This is a genomic window from Paraglaciecola sp. (assembly GCF_039943935.1).
In the GTDB taxonomy this organism is placed as follows: domain Bacteria; phylum Pseudomonadota; class Gammaproteobacteria; order Enterobacterales; family Alteromonadaceae; genus Paraglaciecola.
The window spans coordinates 230,781-256,030 of sequence record NZ_JBDUZQ010000024.1; the positions used below are offsets into that span (position 1 = coordinate 230,781).

Genomic DNA, 25,250 nt, shown 5'->3' on the forward strand with positions numbered 1-25,250 from the left:
TTTACCCTTACCCCTCAGTAACAAACACAATTTTTACATTAGCATTATCAATTTGAAGATTATTCAGAAGGTAACCAATTGCCCCTGGGGTATTACTGATTTTATCAAGCATCTCTTGTTCATTCTTAACCTTAATAGGCTCTTCACCCAAACCTGAATAAACCAATTTGTTCCAAATACGATCTAACTGGTAAGGGAATAGTCCTAACAGCTGAGTGCTAAAAACTTTATGAGTTTGATGGCTACTTTCCATCACATAAACGGTAATAAGAGAATGGTCAGGCCAAGAAGTTTGGCGCATAGAAAAGATTCTTCTAGCTTGAATCTTAGTCATATCGTCGAGCTTAACAGAAGCGTTCACAAAAACTTGGGCGTCAGTCTCCAGACCATACACCACAGGTATCATCAAAAAAAACAAGAACTGACTCAATACAAAAGACTTAAGCAAGCAATACTCCCTTTAAGGTATGTTTTTTATACTAATCAACCTAAACCAAAAGTCTATAGTTTCAGAAAAAAATACTGTTCAACCAGTGAGAATGTCATTAATTATTATTGAAAAAGCTTTGCCACTTTATACTACGACAAAAGCTGTTAAAGTTGCGTTTGCTTTTTAATACTCAGATATCGCCAAAGAATGACACCACAACTCAGCCTAAAACAAACACTCGCCTTATTTTGCTATTCACTGCTGTGGTTAATCCTTACTCCATTTACTTTGTGCCATTTTATCGTGCACTATTTACGTAAAAAATCTGGATATTCAATTTTAAGGCTTTCGCGATATGGCTTGTTGTTTACACAAAAAATTAGCAAACAAGGAATATTGATACACTGTTCTTCTGTCGGCGAGGTAGTAGCTGTTCAAACCCTAGTTGAGCGTCTCTTAGACATTAATCCAGAACAGGGTATTATCATTTCGACATCTACCACTACAGGAGCAGAAAGAGTAAATTTACTTTTTGAAGGTAGGGTAAAACATGTTTATTTCCCCTATGATTTTCCACTGTTTGTTACTTCATTTATTCGACGTCTAGCACCTAAAAAAATTCTAATTAATGAAATGGAATTATGGCCAAATTTCAGCAGAGCTTGTAACAAAGCGCAGATCCCCATTTACATTATCAATGGCAGAATGAGTGACAAATCCAAAGTAACATATAGAAAATTTCCAAGCTTGTTTTCTCCCATGTTTGCGAATTTCAGCGCTATTTGTGCCCAAGGACAAAGAGACTACGACAACTATCTTGACTTAGGAGTAGATCGCAACCGGCTATTTTTAACCAACAACATAAAATTTGACCTAAGCTTTAGTGATACCGATATTAAAACCACTGAAGTCATCAAACACACATTTACCATTGGTCACAGAGATATATTGGTAGGGGCCAGTACTCATGCTCCTGAAGAACAGTTACTAATCGATGCTTATTTACCATTAATACGACAATATCCAAATCTTTTATTGATTATTGTACCTAGACACCCACAGCGGTTTGAAAAGGTATATCAGTTATTAAAAGGCCAGAATATTCAGGTTAATTTAATGAGTGAATTAAAGCCCTGCGACGACTCAACCCAAGTACTCCTATGCAATCAAATGGGTAAACTGAGAGCCATTTACGCTCTAGCGGATATTGCATTTGTTGGAGGGAGCTTGGCTGACAGAGGCGGTCATAATGCACTAGAACCCGCAGCGGTAGGCGTTCCAATGATTATGGGGCCATCTAGATATAATAACCCAGCCATTTGTGCAGCTTTAGAGTCAGCTAAAGCACTAAGAAATGTTGAAAATACTGAAGATATAAAATCAGCGTTTCAAGATTGGTTAAACAACCCAACACAAAGAAAAACAGCGGGCGCGGCTGGTAAACAAGTACTTGAAAAAAATGGTGGCGCCATTGAGAAAACACTCGAGTTAATCTATTCGTCGTAGATATGGTATCTCATTGAATTGAACGAAAAAAATCCACCAGCCGTTTAGCTTCATCTTCAACGCGGTATTCTTGCTCAACTCTTTGCCTGCCGTTTTTACCCATTTTCAGCAGCTTTTCAAAATCAGAAAGCAATAACTCCATTTTTTCAGTCACTGCTGCCTGATCATTAACAGGTACTATGTAGCCGTCTGCGCCAGGGCGAATAATCTCTTCCCATGCCCCAGCCTCTGTGGCTAGTACAGCAGCTTCACAGCTCATGGCCTCTAACACAGTCAGACCAAAGCCTTCATTTTCACTTAAGGCTGCCACTAAAGATAGCGCACTAAAAATTGCGGGAATATTCTCAAATGGTAGTTCACCAGTAAACGTAACCCGCTCTGCTAAGCCAGCATCAGCTACTTTTCGTTTTAGCTCTTCAACAAAAGCCGTATTACTTGATGAAATAGCGCCCACTACCACTGCATTCACATCTGGGTACTTATCAAGTAGCTCAATACAAGCTTGCACAAATAGATGCACGCCTTTTTGTTTTCTAACTCGCCCTAAAATGCCAATACCTATTTTTCCGCCATACCCTAGGGCTTCCCAAGCTTTTGCTTTATCTTCAGCTGCTTGATAGTCATTAATTTGCACACCATGGGGGCTTATCATAGTAGGTGGATCAGACAAAAAACTAGCAGAACGCCGACTCATCGCTAATACTGCGTCCATTTTCCGGCTTAGCCACACAGTAGAGCCTGACCGTTTACGCTGCGCCGCTGAACTAAACACCAGTTTAAGTTTTGCTTTAAAGAAGTACTTTAAAATGAGACCTTGGATCATCTCATCTACGCGTCTGGCATGAAACACTCGAAACTTGCCACTTTTTAGCGGCTTACGACACATCTTAACTGTATCCCAAAAAGAAATAGCCAAACTAGGATCTGGTAAAAAGTGCTCTCCCATGATCCGTAAGTTAATTAACTCTTTTTGATAGGACATCACCTGCAGCATAGTAGAGGTCACACCGGAAAAATTAGAATTTGAATTACCTACGATCAATTCAACTTCATTTGTTTTGGATTTATCAGTTACTGAGTTTTTCATAATTTACGGCGGAATTACCCTAGGTCGATACAAACGAATATGCTTGAGCGTTAACTATCTCAAAATGCGCGTTTCAGCGTGAGTTTTGAGGTGGCTTGGGTATAGGTATACAATACACCCAATATTTATTTTCTGATTGTAACATGCCTGATATCAAGCTAAACACCAACAACAAGCAAACAATACTTTTTGACCCTGCCCATTTTGATAATCCTAACAAAGACATATTTACTAAAAAATATTGGCAATCTAAAGACGCTTTAATTGGCAAAGCTGCTGGCCGTGGCACCACTTACTTTTTTAAGCATGACAACAAAGAGTATGTTTTACGCCGTTACCGCCGGGGCGGTTTAATTGGCAAAGTTTTATCTGACCAATACTTTTACAACGGCTTAAAAAATACCAGAGCTTGGCTAGAGTTTAATTTACTAGAGCACATGCACAACCAAAAACTTCATTGTCCAGCACCTGTAGCCGCACGCGTCGTTAAGTATGGAATGTATTACTGTGCCGATATTATTTTAGAGAAAATTCCAGAGGCGCTAGATTTACACCATATTTTAATGCAGCAAACTCTTCCCATTGAAGCTTGGCAAACAATAGGTAAAACCATCGCTGACTTTCATAATCACCAGGTGTATCACCACGACTTAAATATACGAAACATTATGCTAGATAACACCCTCAAAGCTTGGCTAATTGATTTTGACAAGTGTGCTATTAAACCGGAAGGTGATTGGAAGCCCAGCAATATAGAGCGACTAAAGCGCTCTTTTGACAAAGAAAAAACATTAGCTAAAATTAATTGGCAACAATCAGACTGGGAAACATTATTACAAGCATATACCCAAGCTTTACAATAGATCTGTAAGCCAATCTACTCAAACTGATATTTCAATAAATCGATATCTTGTTGGTAATGTTTGGCTACAGCATCAATTGAATCTGTATTGTAATATTCGCGATAATCTTTTTTGCGATCATTTGCCTTGCGTTTATGGGGAATAGAAACGTCCTTCAAACCTAGCTCTTTTTTAATCACCTCAAAATCATCATGTAAGGTTTCGTATCTGCCCATAAAATCTACAATAATATTGCCTTTTAAATCAACTAGATGATCGGTCTGTAATTTAGTGGCTATATCGAAATGAAAAATATACGGACGCGCGGGATCAAACTTATATTCTATAAATTCATTAAAATCCTTTATGTCCGCTAACAACTCTGGCCTCTCCCGTTGAATGTGATGGTAAGAAGATACCTGTAAGTCCCACGGATTACGGACAAATGCGAATTTATAGAGTTTGTTGAAAAATTCATCGGGGAGCATTTCTTTAGCGGCAATTGCACCAGCATGGCGGGGGAATTTACTAACAGTAGTGTGCCCACAAAAATTACTAATTTTATGGCCGGGAAACATTAAGTAATACATGGGGCAACGCCAGCGCAATTTATTCAATACTGAACGAATACTTGTGCCACCTGTTTTAGCAATATGTACATATAAAAAATTGTATTTATGATTCAGTAGCACTTCATATTTCCCAAACAAAAGTTAAAAATGAACCTAGTTCATTGTATTAATGATGATAAACAGTCGAAATTTAAGATTTAGAACTATTCATACTTGAATCAGCTCCTAAAATGTAGAATCTATCAAAAATACGCTCGAGATTGTAAATTTTATAGCGCTACTGCTTTTCTCCCCCTTGATAAACACTCTTTACTTGTAAATGTTTATCAATCACCACAAAATCAGCTTGGGCTCCTAAAAGTAAATGCCCCACATTTTGCAAGCCAAGAAACCTAGCAGGCGTGCTCGAAGCGCTATACAAGGCATCAGTTAAGGTCACTCCCACCACTTGATGTGCCTGCCTAACCGCCCCCATCATATCTAAGCAAGATCCAGCTAAGGTACCATCGGGTGTTGTGAGCCTATCGCCATCACGAGTAATAACAGTATCTAGCCAAGGTAACTCAGTTAAATCACTTCCTACATGAGCCATTGCATCTGTAACCAACATGATGCCTTTGGCTGATTTAGCCTTAAACGCCAAACGACAATTGGCACTATGCACATGTAACAAATCAACAATCAAACCAGAAGTGATACGCTCATCATTTAGTACCGCTCCTATCATTCCAGGTGCTCTAGCTTGCAAACCCGACATAGCATTAAATAAATGAGTAGCCCCTGTGGCACCTGCATTAATAGCTGCTAAAACGGTATCAAAGTCGGCATTGGAATGCCCCAGAGCTACAACAACCCCACGACCAACTAGATCTTTTATGATATCTGGGGCGACATTTTCTGGGGCGATGGTAAGCAGAACTTTTCCTAAATCAGAACGAGTAATGAGATTGAGTTCTGAATCGGAAATTACACGTACCTGTTCAGCAGGGTGAATTCCTTTTTTAGCAATACTTAGATGCGGCCCTTCAAAGTGAATCCCGGCAATACCTGGCATATTCTCGGCTACAGCCTCAGCTGTGGCATCAGCAGCTCGCTGCATAACGGGTAAACTATCGGTTATCAGTGTTGGCATCATAGTGGTGGTGCCAAATTGGCGATGGGCCAAAAACATGGTTTTCAGAGACGCTAAGTTTGGAGCCTGATTAAACAATACTCCGCCACCGCCGTTTACCTGAGTATCTACAAAACCAGGTGCGACCAACCCATCTAAATGCACATCATAAGATACTGGGCTATCAGAAACTGAGGTCACTACGGAATTTTCTACTTGAAAATAATAATCGCGGTGCAACTGAGCCCCATCAAAAAATTGTTTTGCATAAAACCATGTCATTTCTAAAACTCCACTATACGTGCAAAAACAATTATAAAGTCTGCGTTACTTTGTTGAGACCAACAGGCTCATCTGGATTTAAGCCCATTTGCTGTGCAACAAATTCAATATCAAGGTAAAAGCGCAACATAATTATCAAAGGTGTTAGTCGTTTATATACTTGCTCTTCGGCTGGGCTCTGATTAGAGCCTTTTAAGGTCAAGACTTGCCCCCCTCTGCGAATAACCTCATCAACCTGCTTTTTGTGATGCTCAAAGGTTTCATCTTCGATTTCAATATTCACCAACGTGAGTTGGTTTGCGACTAAAGTAATAGGCCCATGTAAAAACTCGGCGCTACTAAATGCTTCAGCATGAATACCACACACTTCTTTTAGTTTAAGAGCGAGTTCACGGCCAATGGCATACCCAAAACCTCTGCCTAACACTACACAGTGCTTTACGTCTTTTAGGTCGTTAAACGCCAACTTGACTTCTTGATTCACTATATCTTGTAACTGAGCGGGTAAATTCTGCAAACCTAAAGCTAACTCTTTTGAATCTGCCCATTCTGCCACTAAAGAGGCAATTGCGCTTAGGGTGCATAGAAAGCTTTTCGTCGCTGCCACCGCTTTTTCGGGGCCCGCTTTTAAAGGCAAAACCTGATCGACTAATTCAGCTAGGGGTGATGACTCATCATTGACTAAGGCTAAACACAAAGCTCCCATTTTTTTAGCTTGTTTAACTTGATGCAAAATATCAGGACTTTTACCCGACTGAGAAATACAAATGACTAAGGCGTGCTCTAGTTGCAATGCTTGCCCAAACAGCGTACTAACAGAAGGTGCTGCCGCACAAACCGGAATACCTAACTCGGTTTCAATCAAGTACTTTGCATATACACCAGCGTGATCTGATGAGCCTCTACCAATCAAATACACCATTTTTGGCGCGAACTTTTTTACTCTTGTAACTATATCTTTAACTGTATTTTGGTTCTCATACAACTGACGCCTAATTTGCTCAGGAGCTTGTAAAGCCTCTCTCGCCATGAGTGATTGTGACACTATAATTTCCTCTTTATAAAACCAGAATTTATGACTGTTTATTCTTTTTTGATAAACATACTAAGGTCGATACTGTGGTGCCAATCACCAACTGCCAGGTAAAAGCCAAGTCAAACTGCCAATGGCTAGGCAAGTACAAAGATTGAACGTAAGGCTGCATTAACACAGGGATGCAAAACCCAATAATTAAAGCAGCAAGAATAGAAGACGGGGTACCACGCTCAGAAAACAAAGCAGTAAAATATATTCCTAGTAGCCCGCTATAAGAAAACACCATGACACTCAGAGCGAATGCCAAAAGGGGGGTGTCTGTATATTGTTGCCAGTAGTAACAAAGCAAAGCAACACTACCCAAAGCAATCGCCACGAACCCCATACACCAACGACCCACTGTCACCAATTTGGCTTCACTTATGGTCGCACCTTTTTTGAACCAGCCCCGATAAATATCTTGCACAGCAACTGACGACATTGAGTTCAAACCAGAATTTAAAGTAGACAAAGCAGCGGCCACAATACCTATGGTCACCACTGCTTTAATACCGTTAGGCAGAGTCGTTAGCACGTAATACATAAAAATTGTAACGGTTTGCCCTTCAAATTCAGGGACAGGAGCTCCATTTGAGGCTTGCGCCATTATGTCTGGCCTTTGGTAATAAATGAAAAGTAACAATCCAATACAAATGAACACCAATACAATTGGAATGCCCATTACAATAGATGAGACAAGAGCCTTAGTTGCACTTTTAGCATTTTTACAGGTTAACATGCGCTGGGTTACATCTTGGTCAAGGCCAAATGCTGCAATATTTAGCAATACAAACCCCGTTAAAATTGACCAAATATTAAAGACACCTGCACTACTAAAATCTAACGAAAAATCGATAAAGGTAAGCTTAGATGCCTGCCCTGCTCCCGGTGTTTGCAGAACATCTATCATCTCATTAGTAGTAAGGGGAATAGATTGAACAAGATGGCCCAGTACCAGTAATGCAGCGCTTACGTATATAATACATTGCACCACGTCTGAGTATATTACGGTGCGAATACCACCATAAACCGTATAGGCGAAGCCCACACAAGTAATAATGCCAATGGCGATGATCACTGATAGTGGCTCAACATCGCCAAATAGAATCATAGAAACCGCTATAGCCGCCATAAATAACCGAGAACCACTAGCAAATAGTCGTCCAAACAGGTATACCGCCCCAGCTTGATATTTTGCATTATCACCGAAACGGCTACTAAGTAGCTCATATACGGTGAATGCCTTTAAGGCATAAAATCGAGGTAACAAGAATTTAGCCACGAATACGGCTGCAATTAAACCTGCAATATTAGACGCTAAATAGGTGAGGTCACCTCGATAGCCTTGATCTGGCCCTCCCAAAAAAGTAGCCGCAGATTGCGATGTGGCTAGCACCGAAATGCTCACAGTCCAAATGGGCATGCTATTTCCACCTAAAAAATAATCATTGGTGGTGTTAGCTCGACGATTAAATAAATACCCAGTCGTCAGCAAAACTAAAACATATGCCGCGAAAACGGCGACATCTAAAGCAGTATATTGGTCAATCATACTGACACACCCTTGTTTGATAACAGCTCGGTTAATTCCTCTAATAAAGCGGCACCATCTAGGTAAGGCAAATCAGCAGATGCTTTCGAAGCGGCAATTTCGGCTCGCGTTAAGGCTTTCCCAGTTAAAACCTCTAATGCAGGTTCAAGAGCACGTAAATCCTCAATCTTGCCACTACACTGCAATACCAAATCACAGCCTGCATTTAGCGCTTGCTTTGCCTTTTGAGGAGTTGAGCCGCTTAGTGCATGCATATCGATATCATCTGTCATAATCAAACCATCAAAACCGATATGCTCCCTTAGCACTTCATTTATGACCTTTCGGCTTAAAGTGCCAGGATATAGACTGTCAATGTCCGTATATAGAATATGGGCCGTCATTAGCATGGATTGATTTTTAAAATGTTCAAATGGTAAAAAGTCCCACTTGGCAAGGGTATCTAAGTCAGCATTAACTATAGGTAAGGCCTTATGACTATCTGTTGTACCTCTACCATGCCCAGGGCCATGCTTAATAACAGGCTCTACACCACTTAATTGCAAGCCATCAATAGTTGCTTGCCCCAATGCAATGACACTCTGCGGGGAATCTCCTAAGGCCCTGTCAGTAACAACAGTAGATGCGTCAACTTGAGGGATATCTAACATTGGAGCACAATTAACATTAATACCCACTCGCTTTAAGTCAGCTCCAATTAACTGGTAGTTGATTACGCAGGCTCTCAACGCCACTTCTGGAGAAGTTCTATATAGCTTTGCAAACTCAGTAGGACTAGGAGGAATACGCCAATGAGGCTTGGGCAAACGAGAGACTCGCCCGCCTTCTTGGTCAATCAATATTAATGCATATTGGTTATTGGTGACGGACTTAAATTCATCAACTAGTGCAAATACTTGGCTTGGCGAAATGATATTGCGAGCAAACAAAATTAATCCAGCAGGCCGAACTCGCTTAAAGAAAACTTTTTCTTCAGTGCTTAATGCAGTAGTAGCACAACCCACTATTGCGTTAGTAGGTGGCTGACTAAAAGTTATTAGTTTATCCATATCACTCCCTATGGCGTAGGTTTTCTATTTTAGCTTTGCAACAAACTCAATCTGGAAAGCTCACTTTACCCATACTAATTTGCGGCATATTTAATTCAGCTTCAGTTGAGGTAGGAGCATTCGCACACAAGGTTTCATTGGCTAACAAGGCAAACAAAACTGCTTCTTTGGCATCTGGGTTGACTGATAATTCTGAGGTACTTGCTAACGTAGTGTGTGGTAATTTATTACTCAATCTAATTTGTATACGCCTCATCAATAGAGGGTTGTGTAGGCCACCACCACTGACATACACGCTTAAATCAGGTAGAGACTGCCCAAGTGTAACCATACTGTCTGCGATACACTTAGCGGTAAAATCACAAAGGGTCGCCATTACGTCTTCATTAGAAATATCTGTTGCCTCAGCTTGCTGCTGTGCTTCACGCAAATATTCAAGGTTAAAGACTTCTGGCCCTGTAGTTCTTGGAAATGACTGATTGAAAAAAGGCGAATTCGACAACTCCATTAACAAAGCTTGATGGATACTACCGGCACTAGCCACTTTAGCACCATCGTCGTAATGCAAGTTTCCAGGTAAGGTCTGTATAAAGGCATCCATGATAGTGTTACCGGGACCAATATCAGAGCTAAACACCTGAGAAATGTCACCTTTGCTTGGTAAATAAGTTAAATTTGCGATTCCACCTATATTAAGCATAATGCGATTTTCAGCGGTGCTGTGGAACAACAAGTAATCTCCATACATCACTAGAGGCGCGCCCTGCCCCCCAGCCGCAACGTGCTTCTGTCTGAAATCACTTAACGTAATAATGTTTGTCAATACTGCAATGTGATCACCATCACCAATTTGCAGAGTGGCATTAGGGAAGTCATCATATTTATGCTGCTCTTTTGGGCTGTGATAAATAGTCTGACCATGGCTTGCGATAACATCAATATCTGCGTTTAAATAGCCAAACCCTTGTACTGCCTGATTTACCAAGTTTGCATGATAGCGAGCAATCCATGCATTTAGTAAACATACATGCTCTATACTCCCTTCACTCTTAGCAAATATTGTTTTTATTTTACTACGATATTCTTCACAATAATCAATGGTAATAAAATCAACCAAATTACAGACGGTATTCGTTCCAGAACCAGACACCTCGCAAAGTGCAACGTCCAATCCATCTAATGATGTTCCGCTCATCAAGCCAAGTATCAGGCGCGACTTCTTACTTGCTATTTTGTACAACTTTTCAATATGTGGGTGCATGCCCTAACCTAAAATTTAAAATGGATCCTTAAAAAAGTAAACGGATCAGTATCTATCACTCATGTAACAACGCTCAACTATTAAAGCAACAGTAGCTAACAAGCTAGAGAATATAATTGCCATATCACATAGCTACCTTTCTAGAAGATGATTGTTTCATGTCATTTTATCCGATCACCCATTGTGATTCTGTTACAAAAAGTATCACCCAAAGGCATTGGACCATGACCAATATAACACCCACGTTTATTTAAGTAGTAGATACTAGCCTTATCCAAAAATCAATTATTATTACCTATATACAAAAAATAAAGAATAATATATTCTCAACTTAAATGGGAAACTATTGTTCATTATAATTTTTGTGAATAAAACGTTTAATCTGACCGATAGTAAAAATGAGATAATCTTATTATATTGGGTGTTTACAATTAATAAGAAAAATCTGTTATAGCCATTGTGAATCACAGTTAAATTAGGCTGATTTTGATGAATCAAATAAAGTATATTCAAGTCGTAATAGTTACATACTTAAAAAAAAGTGAGAAAAATTATGGATAATAATCCGCTTTTAGACGAGCTCTACACTATCTTGTCAGAAACCCGAAACAACGAAACGATAAACATTGATTTACTGTCAACCAGTGATATTTTGCAAAAAATTAATGAAGAAGATCAAAAAGTAGCGTTAGCTATACGCCCAGCTTTAGGTCCTATATCGTTAGCAGTAGATATCATAGTTAACGCCTTTAACAATAATGGCCGATTAATTTATATTGGTGCAGGTACCAGTGGTAGGTTAGGGATTTTAGATGCCGTTGAATGTGTACCTACTTTTAGCGTCGCCAAGGATATGGTGGTAGGTATCATTGCTGGAGGCGAAAAAGCCATAAAGCATGCAGTTGAAGGAGCTGAAGACGACCAAGAAGCTGCCATTACAGATTTGAAAGAAATACAGTTTACAAGTAACGATGTACTAGTTGGCATTGCAGCTAGTGGTCGAACTCCTTATGTTATTTCTGCCATTCAATACGCTAACTCCTTAGGTGCCAAAACAGTCGCGGTTAGCTGTAATCCCCACTCACCTATTGGCAAAAAATCTGATGTCGATATATGCGCTCCAGTAGGGCCAGAAGTGCTAACTGGCTCCACTCGAATGAAATCAGGTACCGCTCAAAAATTAATCCTCAACATGCTCAGCACTGCCAGCATGATAAAAATAGGCAAAACTTATCAAAACCTTATGGTAGATGTGAATGCCAGTAATAATAAATTATATGCTCGAGCATTATTAATCGTCATGCAAGCGACAGATTGCGATGAAAAAACGGCCACCACAGCACTACAACAAGCAAACAACGAAGCCAAAGTCGCTATAATGATGATCTTAACCAATATAAGTGCCGACAAAGCCCTTGCCTTACTTCAGCAAAATAAAGGTTATTTAAGAAAAGCCATTGAAACTACGACTGCTTAACCTGCACCTTATACGCCTGGCACTGGCAACACTAGTATTATGCTTGAATGCCTGTGCAAGCCATATATCACCTCCTAATGTACAAACGGGAGCCTCTCAAAGTGAGCATTACCTTCCATTATTAAGAGGTAAGCGAGTAGCTTTGGTTGTTAACCAAACATCTAGAGTTCACCATTCTCACTTAGTCGATTTTTTGTTGTCAAAACACGTTAACGTCGTTCGCATCTTTGCGCCTGAGCATGGATTTCGGGGTAACTATGATGCAGGTGCTCATGTTAGTAACGCCATAGATAGCAAAACAGGTATTCAAATCACCTCCATCTACGGTAAAAATAAAAAGCCCTCCAAAGACACCATGGAACAAATTGATATAGTGGTATTTGACATACAAGATGTTGGGGTACGCTTCTACACTTATATCAGCTCAATGCATTACATGATGGAAGCGGCTGCAGAATCAGACACCCAATTTTTGGTGTTAGACAGGCCAAACCCTAACGGGAAATTTACCGATGGCCCAATACTGGATATGGACTATCAATCTTTTGTGGGTATGCACCCAATTCCACTTTTGCACGGCATGACGGTGGCTGAATTGGCTTTAATGATTAAAGGTGAAAATTGGATTGTAGATGCTAATAACTTAGAATTATTCACCGTTAGTAATACTAACTATAAACGCAGTATGCACTATGAATTACCAGTGGCTCCCAGCCCTAACCTACCCAATAGTCAAGCAGTAAAACTGTACCCTTCTTTATGTTTTTTTGAAGCAACTCCAGTCAGTGTAGGCAGAGGCACAGACTTTCCATTCCAGGTTATAGGTCACAACGAATTACCTTTAGGAGAGTTTAGCTTTACTCCCACCTCTCGGCTCGGCGCAGCGCTACATCCAAAGCTAGAAAATGAAACATTATTGGGTCTAAACCTACAACACAGCACACAGCAAGGATTAGACTTAGCGCTATTTATAAAAACCTATCAGGCATTTTCAAAAGCGGGAGAAACATTTTTTCAAAATGCCAACTTCATGGACAAGTTAGCAGGTACTAACAAACTCCGCATTGCCATTGAAAACGGACAAACCTTTCAACAAATACGAGATAGCTGGCAAGCAGATTTGCAACGTTTTAAACTACAACGAAAGCCCTACCTACTCTACGACGAACAATAAAGAGAGCTCTCTCTACTCAGATAAACGCCTAAAGTCACTCACCACAGCATTTGTTTTTTCTAATATCTGACGGCCCTGACGAGATGACTGAGTAATAGCAATAAATAAGATATCAATAATAAATTCTTGAGCCGTTCTGGCTAAAATAGATGACAGTCTGGCTGACTCTTCATCTGCAACTGAATACAGCTTTACCTCAGCTAAATCAGAAATAGGAGTCGCACCAAAACGAGTCAGCGATATAACCTTAGTACTATTGTGCTTTGCTTCAGATACCACATTAATAATTTCTTTGGTGTTACCAGATTCGCTAATAGCAAATACTAAATCGTTTTCACCTAAAGTAGCCGAAAATGCCAATTGGGCATGTGCATCAGCCTCTTCTATCGCTAATATGCCTAACTTTTGCAACTTATATGAAAAATCCTTCCCCACTAAAGCTGAACCACCTAAACCACAAATTAGAATCCGTTTTGAAGACTTAAGTAACTCCACAGCTGCCACTAGTGATTTTTCATCATTTAGATTTCGTGTTTCATTTAATACCGAAACCTTACTGCTAAGCAACTTGTCAGACATTTGTGTAAAGCCATCATTAACAGTAATTTTGCCATGCAAGTTACTGTTAGCAGTAGAGGCATTCAACGCGTCAATGACCCCCATTTTAAAGGCGGGATAACCCTTATAGCCTAATTTCTGAGAAAACTTAACCACACTTGATTGACTCACCCCCACCACATTCGCCAGTTCTTGTGATGATAACTCTCTGATTGCATTAGACGAGTCTAATGCAAACTTCGCTAACTTTAGTTCACTGCTCGACAAAGAATCTTTTACAGCTTTAATTTTGGTAAATGTAGACATCTTCTCTCAGAAATATTTTATTTATCAACTAAGAATAATAATAATCAATAATCGCAAAGTTATTAACTGATTTTTTTAAATAATATAAATAAATACAGATATTTATCAAAGTAATGGCTGAAATTATTCCAATTGAATATTTTATTCTTATTTTTATTACCCTATGTATTAAATCATTGAGCACTCTGCACCGAAACAGGCAGACTACCCTGAGCTTGAATATTACCAATAATGACATCAGCTAGCGCACTAAAGCTTGGGCCTTGGTATTCTGTAACCAAACGGCCAAAGTCATCCAAATATTGAATTCGATTAAGTCGGTAGTCAAAACTCGCTAATATGGCATCAGAGAAAGGCGAAAATAAATAACTATTATATGGGGTGCGGAAACTCACAAATACAGTCTTCTTAGCTAATCCTCTAGCTGTTTTTAACAACCTCAACTGTTGCGTATTTTGCTGCTGTTTAGAACTGCGCTTACTTTTATGCTTCAGATCATCCATACCACCCAATTCAGCTAAACTTTGGTCTGGCGTTATATCAGCGGTAATCAGCATATCGGCCCACTCCAATGACGTAAGCTTAATGTCAGCGTCATGACTTGCCATGCTATTACATTTTATGTCTAAACTTGACTTTCGGGTTTTTAAAGCCAGCGTTAACCCCATACATTTCGTGGTGTCTGGCATGACTAAGAGGACCTTATTTATTTTTCTTTCTAGAGGCAACACGCCATTATTTTTAATTGCCACAATAGCCTTATCGGCCAATTGTTGTTCAATTTTTTTGTGTTCTTTTGACTCCAAAATCTGTGTTGATTTTTTAATCTCTTGTTCAATAGGCTGATGAATACTTTGCTTTAACTGGTAACCTTCTTTTAAGCTCACTATACGCTGTACTGAAGCTTCTATTTCGGCCTGGCTTAACTGCCCTCGCTGCACCTCATTTGCGACATTATGAATGAGTTTTTTAAGCTTTTTAATATCTGAAGGGTAACGAATTATCGTTGGCATAAGGGCTATATCTGCCCCTGCTGAAAAGGTTTGTATCACGGCTTCGGTTTCATCGAAATAATGAGACACCCCGGCCATATTAAGGGCGTCAGTTATAATCACGCCATCATAACCCATCTTATTTCTTAGTAGCCCTGTCAAAATTTTTCGAGACATAGTAGCTGGTAGAATAATTGCGCTGCCGTCTTTTGCTTTAAACTCAGTATTATCTAATTCAGGATATTGAATATGGGCCGTCATAATCATCGCAGGAGAGCTATTATCAATGGCGTGTTGAAAAGGCAATAAATCCGTTACCTCTATTTGATGTAAACTATGATCAACCCTTGGTAAGCCTGTATGACTATCCACATTAGTGTCTCCATGCCCAGGGAAATGCTTTAACGTAGCCATCATTCCTTGATTTTGCATAGCCGTCATTTGAGCAGCTCCTAAACTAGCCACAAGCTCAGGATTTTCACCGAACGAACGTACATTAATTACAGGATTTAGAGGGTTTACATTTACATCAACAATGGGAGCAAAATTCAAGTTAAAGCCGAGTGACATTAATTCTTTTGCCAATACTTCACCGGTTTGCGTGGCGAACCTATCACCGTATTTAGCGTATGTCGCACCTATGGCCATATTACCCGCTAATGGAGTACCTAAATGTTGGGGTAAACGCACCACACGCCCACCTTCTTGGTCAATCGCTATAAATAATGGAGGATGACCTGCAGCCTTTGCAGCTTCTTGCAGCGCATAATTCAAATGCAATATTTGTGATGTGTTTTCTATATTTTCAGCAAACAGTATTACGCCACCGATACCCGTATCTGCAATCAAATTGCCTAAAGGTTCGATTAATTCTGTGACGGGTTGAGTACAAGGCTTTTTCGATGTAGTAGCAACACAAAAATAACGTAAATCAATCATTAATTTTTGTGCGACTTGACGTTCAAGCCCCTTACTCACACGAGATATTAAAGGTGTTTGGCTGCACGCAACTAAAACTGTCGCAATAAATATTAATTGCACGTGACGCGATATGAGATAGATACTTTTTAACATATGTTTCCTACATTGAGTTTTAACAGATGTAATAAAATAAATGAAGAATAGTATATTCTTTACGGTGATAAAAAATTCTTGGCTGTGTAGATTAATTGCTATGTAGCCTCTTACTGTAATCAAGGCTTTTACTGCATACATTAGGGCTCTAAATAGTCTGTGGGAATATTCGCCATTATTTGACTTAGGCTCAAAGTCATTCTAATCCCGTCGATTTAGATTTAGTCAGTAACAGCTTAGTTGGCTTGGCTCTTAATTAGAACAAGCCTGTTAAGGGTATTCTACAACGGCTTAAACCATCAGTTTGAGAAACCATTAAAAAACCCCGCAAAGTAATCACTTTACGGGGTCAAACTTACTAACATCAAACTTTTAAAAGCTAAATGCAGCTGTTAGTTGAACACGACGTGGGTTTTCATGGCTACGGTATACACCTAACTCAGAATCACTGTAACGTGGTTGAGGGTTATAACCGGTTTGTTTATCAAACACATTGAAAACGTCCAAACGAAGCAACAAACCGTAATCATCTGCAATTTTAAAGTGCTGAGAGTAATTCAAATCCAGTTGGAAATGACTCGGTGTTTCACGGCTACCACGAGGCTCCAAGTAGAAAGTACTCGCCCATTGGTGTGCCCAAGTGTGGCCAGATTGCCAATAAGCTAAGTAACCAAGTGATGCATCCCACGAAAACTCGTACGCACCATAGCTTTTAAATTGCCATGTACGATCTGCACGTAAATCTCCATTGGTAAAACTGCCCCATAATTGCCCATACCAACTATCTGCAATATTTGAAGAACCAATAAAGGTGCCCTGATCGTTATCAAAACGAGTCGTTCCATCTTGGTCAAAGTTTCCGTAGTAATGGCTCCATACCAATGAAGTTGTTGAAAAGAAATTTTCAGATTTATAGTCAACTTCCATACTTGCTTCTAGGTACTTTGTGTACGCGCCATCTAGCTGAGCAATAACGTACGAACTCTCACCAATCAAGTTATTAACCGGTATATACAGCTCTTTAGGCTCAGGTGAATCAAATTGACACTCATTGGCAGCATCAACTAAGTCTGGATACAAGTCAGCAAAGCTTGCAACACGATCTTGGTAGCTTGCACAATCGTACACTATGCGAGAGTTATTATTGGTATCTTCCCAATAGTTCCATGTACGACGATAGCGAAGGTGGTTACGAATAGTCCAATTGTCTTGCAAAGTTGTTTGGTGACCAAGAATAAACTCTTGTACCGTTCTAGGGTTTAAGCCATCTGCAAACAATTTACCTGTTGAAGACACGTTAGTTTCTGAGTCAAGGAAGTTACCGCCTTCATCAAAGTAAACTCTTGTAGTACTTCCACCTGTATTACGGTCCCAAGAGGCTGCACGAGCAAGAGAACTTACTCCAGGGTTATACCTTGCAAAACTAAAGAATGCTGAAGCGTCTTCGCTATAGTCCCAAGTGGCTGTTAAGCGTGGTTGAAAGGTTTCGCTGAAGCCAACCTTTTTCATCACGTAAGTGTTACCACGCGCTTCTTCCCAGCCAGAGCTAGTGTCAGCTTTACGCAGGCCTTGACCAATAATCTCATCTTGGCTCAGTAAAAATCCTAGATCAAACGTAAAGTCATCCCAATATATAGTATCGTTAACCGCAATATTTATTGATTTAGATGCTGAAACAAGTGGACCTGTTAAGCCGCCTGCATCAAAGCCACGGGTTTGCACTGTTGCTCTATAAGTTGTTCCTACAGGAATAGAATCACCATTGGGCGCTACAATACCGCCATCGTCAATATCTAAACCGCCCCAGTATTCTATTGAACCCCAACCATTAGATACACGGAACAGTTCTTCTGAGCCTTCTTCTTGTTGAATACCAAAATGAAGTTCATGTGACGTATTGCCAATATCCATAACGTGATCAAGTGACATTTCAATGGTTTTACCTAAATAGGCGTTATCGTTGATAGTTGCAGCCGCACCAACACTGCCAAGCGCTTCACCATTAATTCCATAAGCTGCGATAAGTGGAGCTGCACCAGCATTATAGGCATCAATTAAGGCCTGTTCGCTAGCGTCAGCGCCGGTTCTGATTTCAAGATCCGGCACCGTAAAGTAACCTTGTGAGCTTAAGTCTGTCAGATCTAATGAATCACCTGATTGACCTCTAAAACCAAGGTTGTTAACTGGAAACGAACCTGCCGATTGTTTTGTATCTGCATAAGACATGTTAAAGGTGGTTGAGTCATTAATTATCCATGAACCGTCAATTACTAATACTTCAAATTCATCAATGCCATCGGTTGCTGTCGACACTGAATTATTCTCGTAAATCTCTTGATTAGTTGTTGTCACTTCAGAACTACGGTAACTAGCATTAATTAAAATGTCGTCAATTGGCGTCCATGTAAATTTACCGAAATATTCTTCACGTTCATTAGTAATATCCGGTACCGTCCCACGAGCGTTAGTGCCACTTTCTTTTGAATCGTCACGGGTATAGTAAGAACCATAAAAATAGAGCTGGTCTTTAATAAGTGGTCCACCAGCACCGATAGTGATATAACCAATATCATCTTCTGTGCTTAGGCCATCTTCATCATCTGCTTGCCAAGAACCTTTTTGCAGGCGGTATGTGATATCACCGGTAAACTCATCGGTACCAGACTTACTTTCAGTATTCAAAGTTACGCCAGCATTTCGATTAAAGCCAACAGCTCTGGCACCACCTCGCTCAACAGAAACGTGTGCAACATCATGTGTTGATGGAGACGAAGCCAAAATACCGAATAAAGGAACTGAAAGGTTGGCACCATCAATTTTGTAGCCGTTATCCTGACCACTTGCACCCGCACTCGGACCACGTATGCTGTCAGAAGTTACTTGAACACCAGGTATTAAACGAAGTAACGAACTATATTCAACAGCCGTCGGCAGCACTTCTAAAGCATCAGAATTAAGCGAGTTACCTATTGATGCATTGGTAGAAGTTGTTAGTGCTTGACCATAAACAACAATTTTTTCTGAACTTTCAAAGCCTAGTTGAAAGTCTAATGTCTTTCTTTGCTCAAGCAATACAGAAGTATTAATGGTTTGAGATTCGCCATTAGGGGAACTAAAGGTGATTTCATAATTACCAGGAGGTAAAAGTTGTAGCCGATAACTACCGTTAGATTTAGACGTCGCTTTTCGGGCTTTAGGCAATACATCGCCTTTTGCTTCGACTGAGACACCTTCAAGTGGTGAGCCATCCGGTCCTGTCACTTTACCTATGATTTCACCAACCTGCGAGGCATATACATTCATTCCTATAAGGAGTAATGCAAACAATGAGAAATAGCGTAAATAGTGTTTCATAATGCTCCCCTTAATAAGGTATGAAACCTTAGCGTTTTACTAACAGCCCGATGCAGACGCTGTTTTAGATAGTGTTTATGTTGTTTTGACATGTGTTTCACCCTTATTTTAAGTTTTTTAAGTGACCTAGCTACAGAAATCCCGAAACCAACTCTTTTATTGCGGCTGTTACTTAAGGAAAACTAATTGCTATTTAACAAATATTAACCAGCGAGGTCAAGAATAATTTTTTCCAATTATTGCTATATATATAAATAATTTATCTTTACGAAGACTTAAAATACAGTTTATAGAATTAATCATGAGAAGCTTTTTGGCATAGAGTTAACTGGTAATTGAATAATCAATTATGATAAATATTAGCCCTAGGCTAATCATCTAATTAAAGATTTTTATATAAAATCGTTTATTATTAGGTCAAAAACACGTGTAGAATAATTATTCCAAATTTATAATTTGTTAATAATTTTTTATTCTTAAGGCAGGGTTTGTTATGCAGTTTGGTGTTCGTCATCATTTATCTCATGAAAAAAAATCACCGCTAACGCATAGCAAATGGCTATTAGCAGCTTTAACTCTACTTATTGTGAGCTGTACATCTTTACCCCTGTCTCACATGCAATCTAAAAATTACAGCCAACGGATTAAGTTTTTGGTGATGCATTATACCGCCATAGATTACCAAAAATCGGTTACCGCTTTAGTCGATGAAGGTGGTTTGAGTGCTCATTATCTTATTCCAGAAAGTAACGACCCTAGCTATCAAGATAAAGAATTAAAAGTCGTTCAATTAGTGGATGAAACGGGTCGTGCATGGCATGCAGGAAGAAGTTACTGGCAAGGTAGAAAAGACTTAAATGATCAATCATTAGGCATTGAGATAGTGAATGTGCCTGAGTGTATGCGTGATACTTCATCTACTGATACACAAAAACGAGAAAACGATGCGAGTCGCCTATGCATCTTCCCCGATTATGATTCAAAGCAGATTGAATTATTAATCACCTTATCAAAAGATATTCTAGCTCGAAATCCTGATATATCACCAACCGCTGTAGTTGGGCATTCAGATATCTCCCCCACGCGTAAAAATGACCCTGGCCCTCGGTTCCCTTGGTATCAACTTTATCAAAACGGTATAGGCGCTTGGTACGACAATGATACTCTTAAGAAATATTGGGAGATGTTTAATACATCTCCGGCCAGCATAGGGTTAATACAGCACGCCTTAAGTGTGTATGGATACGGCATAGTTGAAACTGGCGTGGCTGATGGTGCCACTTTAGATACTTTATCTGCTTTTCAAATGCATTTTTTACCATGGTCAGTAAATGGCAAGCTTGACAGTAAAACTGCAGGTACTTTATTTGCGCTAATAGAAAAGTACTTCCCTCAGCGACTTGATGCTCTTCTTTCACGTTACGAGAGAGAAAAACAGCCACCAGTACCTATTAAAAACTTAAGCTATTACCAAGTTAATGATGTCTTTCCAAATATTGAACGTAGTACTCGAGAATGGGTAAACGACCGCACCATCTTTAAAAGCTACTCAAATAAAGGCCACCTCATTATTGATAATGTTGATGCAACAAGTGCAGATATTTACGTTAACGGTGAAAAACTCAATATAGATACCTACCTAAAGCCCTATCAAAGCTACCACTACTCTTTGGCCAAGCGTACTAAGAATGGAGAGAACACCTTAAGAGTTGAAAACGTATTGCCAGAAGGCAGTAGTATTAAAGTGATGATCCCCTACCCTGAGTTAACACTTGAAAAAACAATCAATAACGATAAGTTTGCCAAAGTAGATGAGCTTATCAATAGCGATATAGAAGCAGGGTTTCCGGGAGCAGTATTACTTGTATTGAAAGACGGTAAAGTCATTAAGAGAAGTGCTTATGGCTATGCCCGAAAATATGCTGATGGTGGTGAAAAACTCACTCACCCAATCGCAATGCAAGCTACCCAACTTTTTGACTTAGCCTCAAATACCAAGATGTTTGCCACTAACTTTGCGCTCATGAAATTAGTATCTGAAGGCAAGGTAGATGTCACACGTCCTATCAATGATTATTTACCTGAGTATCAAGGCCAAGGGCGTGAAAGCCGTCTAGTCAGAGATTTGCTTACTCACACTGCAGGTTATTCTCCACAGGTACGATTTTTCACTAAAGACAACAAGTTAGGAGAGAAATTTTTCTCTCAAAACAAAAAACAAACTGAACATTTATTATTGTCTCGAGTGCCCTTTGAAACCGCTCGACAAAGTAAAACCGTATACAGCGATACAGACTATATGCTGCTTAGCCTACTGATTGAACGCGTCACAAAGGAGCCATTAGATTTATATGTTGAACAGCAAATTTATCACCCAATAGGCTTGGATAACACCTTGTTTAACCCTTTACAAAAAGGCTTTACTAAAAGCCAATTTGCCGCCACAGAAATAATGGGAAATACCCGCGGTGGCAGAGTAGACTTCGATAATGTCCGTACCTATGTATTGCAAGGTGAAGTTCATGATGAAAAAGCGTTTCACTCATTTGGAGGAGTAACCGGACACGCAGGCCTGTTTTCAACAGTTGACGATCTAGCCGTACTAACTCAAACACTGTTAAATGGAGGGGGTTACGGAAAAACCAAAGTGTTTACACAAGGTGTACTCGACGAATTTATAAAGCCAGAAGAGGGTGAAGCCAGCTTTGGTTTAGGCTGGCGCCGTGCTGGTCATGGTGAAACTAAATGGCATTTTGGGCCCTATGCAAGCGCCTCTGCTTACGGCCATACAGGTTGGACAGGTACAGTCACGGTGATTGATCCTGAATACGACTTAGCCATTGTTTTACTCACTAATGCTCGCCATAGTGAAATAGTAGAACGAAAAGGTAATAAAGGCCCTGAATTTAACGGAAAGCTTTTTGAAACGGGCAAATACGGCAGTATTGTAAGCTTGGTTTATGAGGCGGTATTAAATAATGAGTAAGGTCAAATCTATGCCAAAGTTAACGCTAAGATGTTCACTACTTTGCATTTTATTAATTGGAATTAATTTGAGTACGAATGCCGAACCGTTGCCTTTAGAGCATAATAAAATACATGAAATCATGGCGCAGCTGCATATACCAGGAGCGGCCATTGGAGTAGTTCAAAACGGTAAAGTCATTGCTGCACAGGGGTTTGGTGTAAAAAAAATTAATGCAGATGCTCCTGTCGATGCCGATAGTATTTTTAAGATAGCGTCTAATACGAAAGCGTTTACTGCAGCAGCTCTCGCAATATTAGTGGACGAGGGGAAAATCAAGTGGGATGGTAAAGTCCAAGACTACTTGCCAGACTTCATACTTCACGACCCTTGGGTAACCAAAGAATTTAACCTAATCGATCTATTAACCCACCGCAGCGGTTTGGGGTTAGGTGCAGGTGATTTAATGCTTTGGCCAGAACCATCTAGTTTTACCCGAAAAGAAGTATTGCATAATCTACGGCACTTAAAACCAAGCGGCGAATTTAGGGCCGACTATGCCTATGACAACCTGCTCTATATCGTGGCTAGTGAGATTATTCCTGCCGTTACAAATACCAGTTGGGAAAGCTTTGTAGAACAAAAAATAATGCAGCCTTTAGGCATGAATCATTGTTTTGCAGGGAAGGTAAAATCAGAAAGCATCTCAGATGTCGCCACGCCTCACGGCATGGTTGACGGCAAGTTACAAACTATTATTCGCCCGATTGACCCAGACAAACCTAGTGTATCCGCACCAGCAGGCGGCATACAGTGCAGCCTGAATGACATGCTGACTTGGGTAAAAGTACAACTTAACCAAGGTCAAACAACTACAGGCAAACCACTTTTTTCAGAAGCGCAGCATAAAATGATGTGGACCCCACACACCATTATGCCTGTATCGTGGCGCAGTAAACACTTTGACAATACCCACCTTAGTGCCTACGGATTAGGTTGGCGCATCAATGACATGAACGGATATTTACAAGTTCATCACACCGGTAGCTTAGCTGGAATGTATTCCTCTGTAAGTCTGTTTCCAGAGTTAGATCTAGGATTTGTGGTACTCACAAACCAACAGTCGAGCGCCGCCCGTAGTGCTTTAATGTACACTGTCATGAAGCCATATTTAGGGGATACTAAAACAGACTGGCTCAATAAGTTTAGCCCACCAAGCAAATCTTCAGTCACTTCTAAGACTTCTAAGCAAAGCCAAGGCCATACACTATTCAGTGCCAAGCACCCTAACGCAAAGGCATATATGGGCACCTATGAAGATCTATGGTTAGGCCATTTTATTATTGAAAAAAGCGGCAATAACAAGGAGTCTTTTTTACAAATTCGTGCATTACGGGTCGAAAAGTTTGTTGGTAAACTATACCACTTAGATGATTCAAACCGCGTATTAATACGTTGGAATGATCGTAGTTTAGAAGCCGATGCGGTAATAGATTTCAAGCAGGATATACATGGCTCAGTAACAGGTATGACACTTGCGCCAGCCTCTAAAGATGTGGATTTTAGTTATGATTTTCAAGATTTAGATTTCATTAGAATCTAATACCTTTAGAAACAATTATTCACATGGTAGCCTTATAAGAGAATATAATATTGGAAGCACCAAGTAATGAATAACGCACCACCTCTTTATGTTGGAATTGATGGCGGAGGGACTAAATGTAGCGCTCACCTATTCAATAAACATGGAAAGGTTTTAGGTAAGGGGGTCAGTGGTTCAGCCAATGCAGCACGCAACTTACCTGAAACATTAGACTCCATTTTAAAATCAGTGCATATGGCATTATTAGATGCCAACCTTAATATAAAACAAATACCGACACTAAAAGTAGCCGCAGGCTTAGCAGGTGCCACTGTATCCAGTGTCAAAGCAAAACTACTCGAATGGCAGCATCCTTTTGCAGATTTTAAAGTAGAAAGTGATTTAGCCACCAGCAGTTATGGAGCCCATGGAGGTAAAGATGGAGCGCTACTTATTATAGGTACCGGCTCTTCCGCAGCTAAGCTGCAAGCGGGTGTTATTTCCCAATTTGGTGGTCATGGTTTTCTTCTAGGTGACAAAGGTAGCGGAGCATGGTTAGGGCGCGCTGCGGTGTCAATAACACTTGACGCATTAGAAGGCATAACGCCAATGACAACATTAAATCATGTAATATTAAATAATTTAAAGGTGTCGTCGGCCGCTGATTTAGCCCAAAAGATGATAGGAGCTACGTCAAGAGAGTTTGCCACCTTGGCACCAGTAGTTGTCAAATTAGCAGAACAAGATCCGCAGGCCCATGCTTTGGTACAAGAAGCGACAGAATACTTAGAAAAGTTATGCCACAGTACCTTAAAAAATACCGATTTGCCTATAGTATTAATGGGTGGATTAGCAGCGTTTTTTAAAACCAAACTTAGCCCTGCCCTGCAATTACGAGTAGTTACTCCTGTAGCAGGTCCAGAGAAAGGCGCGTTATATTTATTAGATCAGTCCCTAGTACTTAATTGAGCAATGACTATGTTAGATACCCCTACAAAACA

At 40.0% G+C, this 25,250-nt stretch carries 18 protein-coding genes; 7 read left to right on the forward strand and 11 right to left on the reverse strand.

Annotated features, from left to right (window positions below; all coding sequences use genetic code 11):
- Window positions 1–7 precede the first annotated feature (7 nt).
- Complete coding sequence (locus ABJD71_RS17570) at window positions 8–448, reverse strand: hypothetical protein (RefSeq protein WP_348172545.1); 441 nt, start codon at window positions 446–448, stop codon at window positions 8–10.
- A gap of 189 nt (window positions 449–637) precedes the next feature.
- Here ABJD71_RS17570 and ABJD71_RS17575 point away from each other — a divergent pair, with 189 nt between their 5' ends.
- Complete coding sequence (locus tag ABJD71_RS17575) at window positions 638–1,936, forward strand: 3-deoxy-D-manno-octulosonic acid transferase (protein ID WP_348172548.1); 1,299 nt, start codon at window positions 638–640, stop codon at window positions 1,934–1,936.
- Window positions 1,937–1,946: 10 nt separating this feature from the next.
- Here the strand turns inward: ABJD71_RS17575 and ABJD71_RS17580 are convergent, their stop codons facing one another.
- Complete coding sequence (locus tag ABJD71_RS17580; RefSeq protein ID WP_348113599.1) at window positions 1,947–3,023, reverse strand: glycosyltransferase family 4 protein; 1,077 nt, start codon at window positions 3,021–3,023, stop codon at window positions 1,947–1,949.
- Between the two features lie 95 nt (window positions 3,024–3,118).
- On the opposite strand from ABJD71_RS17580, the gene ABJD71_RS17585 reads away from it, so the two are divergent.
- On the forward strand, window positions 3,119–3,886 hold the full coding sequence (locus ABJD71_RS17585; RefSeq protein WP_348172551.1) for a 3-deoxy-D-manno-octulosonic acid kinase: 768 nt from the start codon (window positions 3,119–3,121) through the stop codon (window positions 3,884–3,886).
- Between the two features lie 14 nt (window positions 3,887–3,900).
- Here the strand turns inward: ABJD71_RS17585 and ABJD71_RS17590 are convergent, their stop codons facing one another.
- From ABJD71_RS17590 to ABJD71_RS17615, 6 genes are all read right to left on the reverse strand, one after another.
- On the reverse strand, window positions 3,901–4,557 hold the full coding sequence (locus ABJD71_RS17590) for a sulfotransferase family 2 domain-containing protein (protein ID WP_348172554.1): 657 nt from the start codon (window positions 4,555–4,557) through the stop codon (window positions 3,901–3,903).
- 157 nt (window positions 4,558–4,714) lie between these two features.
- Entirely contained in the window at window positions 4,715–5,830 is a 1,116-nt protein-coding gene (gene nagA, locus ABJD71_RS17595) for an N-acetylglucosamine-6-phosphate deacetylase (protein ID WP_348172557.1), read from the reverse strand.
- Between the two features lie 31 nt (window positions 5,831–5,861).
- The gene (locus tag ABJD71_RS17600; protein WP_348172560.1) at window positions 5,862–6,875 is read right to left on the reverse strand and encodes an SIS domain-containing protein; all 1,014 of its coding nucleotides are present in this window, start codon (window positions 6,873–6,875) and stop codon (window positions 5,862–5,864) included.
- 28 nt (window positions 6,876–6,903) lie between these two features.
- A complete protein-coding gene (locus ABJD71_RS17605) occupies window positions 6,904–8,457 on the reverse strand; it encodes a sodium:solute symporter (RefSeq protein ID WP_348172562.1) in 1,554 nt (517 codons plus the stop codon).
- The gene (gene nagZ / locus ABJD71_RS17610) at window positions 8,454–9,506 is read right to left on the reverse strand and encodes a beta-N-acetylhexosaminidase (RefSeq protein WP_348172565.1); all 1,053 of its coding nucleotides are present in this window, start codon (window positions 9,504–9,506) and stop codon (window positions 8,454–8,456) included. The genes ABJD71_RS17605 and nagZ overlap by 4 nt, the downstream gene beginning before the upstream one ends.
- Window positions 9,507–9,552: 46 nt before the next feature.
- Entirely contained in the window at window positions 9,553–10,767 is a 1,215-nt protein-coding gene (locus ABJD71_RS17615) for an anhydro-N-acetylmuramic acid kinase (protein WP_348172568.1), read from the reverse strand.
- A 553-nt stretch (window positions 10,768–11,320) separates the two neighbouring features.
- Between ABJD71_RS17615 and murQ the strand changes: the two genes are divergently transcribed.
- Window positions 11,321–12,244, forward strand: coding sequence for an N-acetylmuramic acid 6-phosphate etherase (gene murQ, locus ABJD71_RS17620; protein ID WP_348172571.1), 924 nt, complete (start codon window positions 11,321–11,323; stop codon window positions 12,242–12,244).
- A gap of 64 nt (window positions 12,245–12,308) precedes the next feature.
- The gene (locus ABJD71_RS17625) at window positions 12,309–13,418 is read left to right on the forward strand and encodes a DUF1343 domain-containing protein (protein WP_348172672.1); all 1,110 of its coding nucleotides are present in this window, start codon (window positions 12,309–12,311) and stop codon (window positions 13,416–13,418) included.
- A gap of 12 nt (window positions 13,419–13,430) precedes the next feature.
- Here the strand turns inward: ABJD71_RS17625 and ABJD71_RS17630 are convergent, their stop codons facing one another.
- The 3 genes from ABJD71_RS17630 to ABJD71_RS17640 form a co-directional block, all read right to left on the reverse strand.
- Window positions 13,431–14,282: a MurR/RpiR family transcriptional regulator gene (locus tag ABJD71_RS17630; protein ID WP_348172574.1), complete on the reverse strand. Its 852-nt coding sequence runs from the start codon at window positions 14,280–14,282 to the stop codon at window positions 13,431–13,433.
- Between the two features lie 173 nt (window positions 14,283–14,455).
- Window positions 14,456–16,348 carry a glycoside hydrolase family 3 protein gene (locus tag ABJD71_RS17635; RefSeq protein WP_348172577.1) on the reverse strand — a complete coding sequence of 631 codons (1,893 nt, stop codon included), beginning with the start codon at window positions 16,346–16,348 and terminating at the stop codon, window positions 14,456–14,458.
- A gap of 372 nt (window positions 16,349–16,720) precedes the next feature.
- The gene (locus ABJD71_RS17640; protein ID WP_348172580.1) at window positions 16,721–19,702 is read right to left on the reverse strand and encodes a TonB-dependent receptor; all 2,982 of its coding nucleotides are present in this window, start codon (window positions 19,700–19,702) and stop codon (window positions 16,721–16,723) included.
- Between the two features lie 493 nt (window positions 19,703–20,195).
- On the opposite strand from ABJD71_RS17640, the gene pbp4b reads away from it, so the two are divergent.
- The 3 genes from pbp4b to ABJD71_RS17655 all read left to right on the forward strand — a co-directional run bounded on the left by pbp4b (window position 20,196) and on the right by ABJD71_RS17655 (window position 25,218).
- Window positions 20,196–22,688: a penicillin binding protein PBP4B gene (gene pbp4b, locus ABJD71_RS17645; RefSeq protein WP_348172583.1), complete on the forward strand. Its 2,493-nt coding sequence runs from the start codon at window positions 20,196–20,198 to the stop codon at window positions 22,686–22,688.
- A gap of 67 nt (window positions 22,689–22,755) precedes the next feature.
- Window positions 22,756–24,270: a serine hydrolase gene (locus ABJD71_RS17650; protein WP_348172586.1), complete on the forward strand. Its 1,515-nt coding sequence runs from the start codon at window positions 22,756–22,758 to the stop codon at window positions 24,268–24,270.
- A 66-nt stretch (window positions 24,271–24,336) separates the two neighbouring features.
- On the forward strand, window positions 24,337–25,218 hold the full coding sequence (locus tag ABJD71_RS17655) for a BadF/BadG/BcrA/BcrD ATPase family protein (protein WP_348172589.1): 882 nt from the start codon (window positions 24,337–24,339) through the stop codon (window positions 25,216–25,218).
- The last annotated feature ends 32 nt before the right edge of the window (window positions 25,219–25,250 follow it).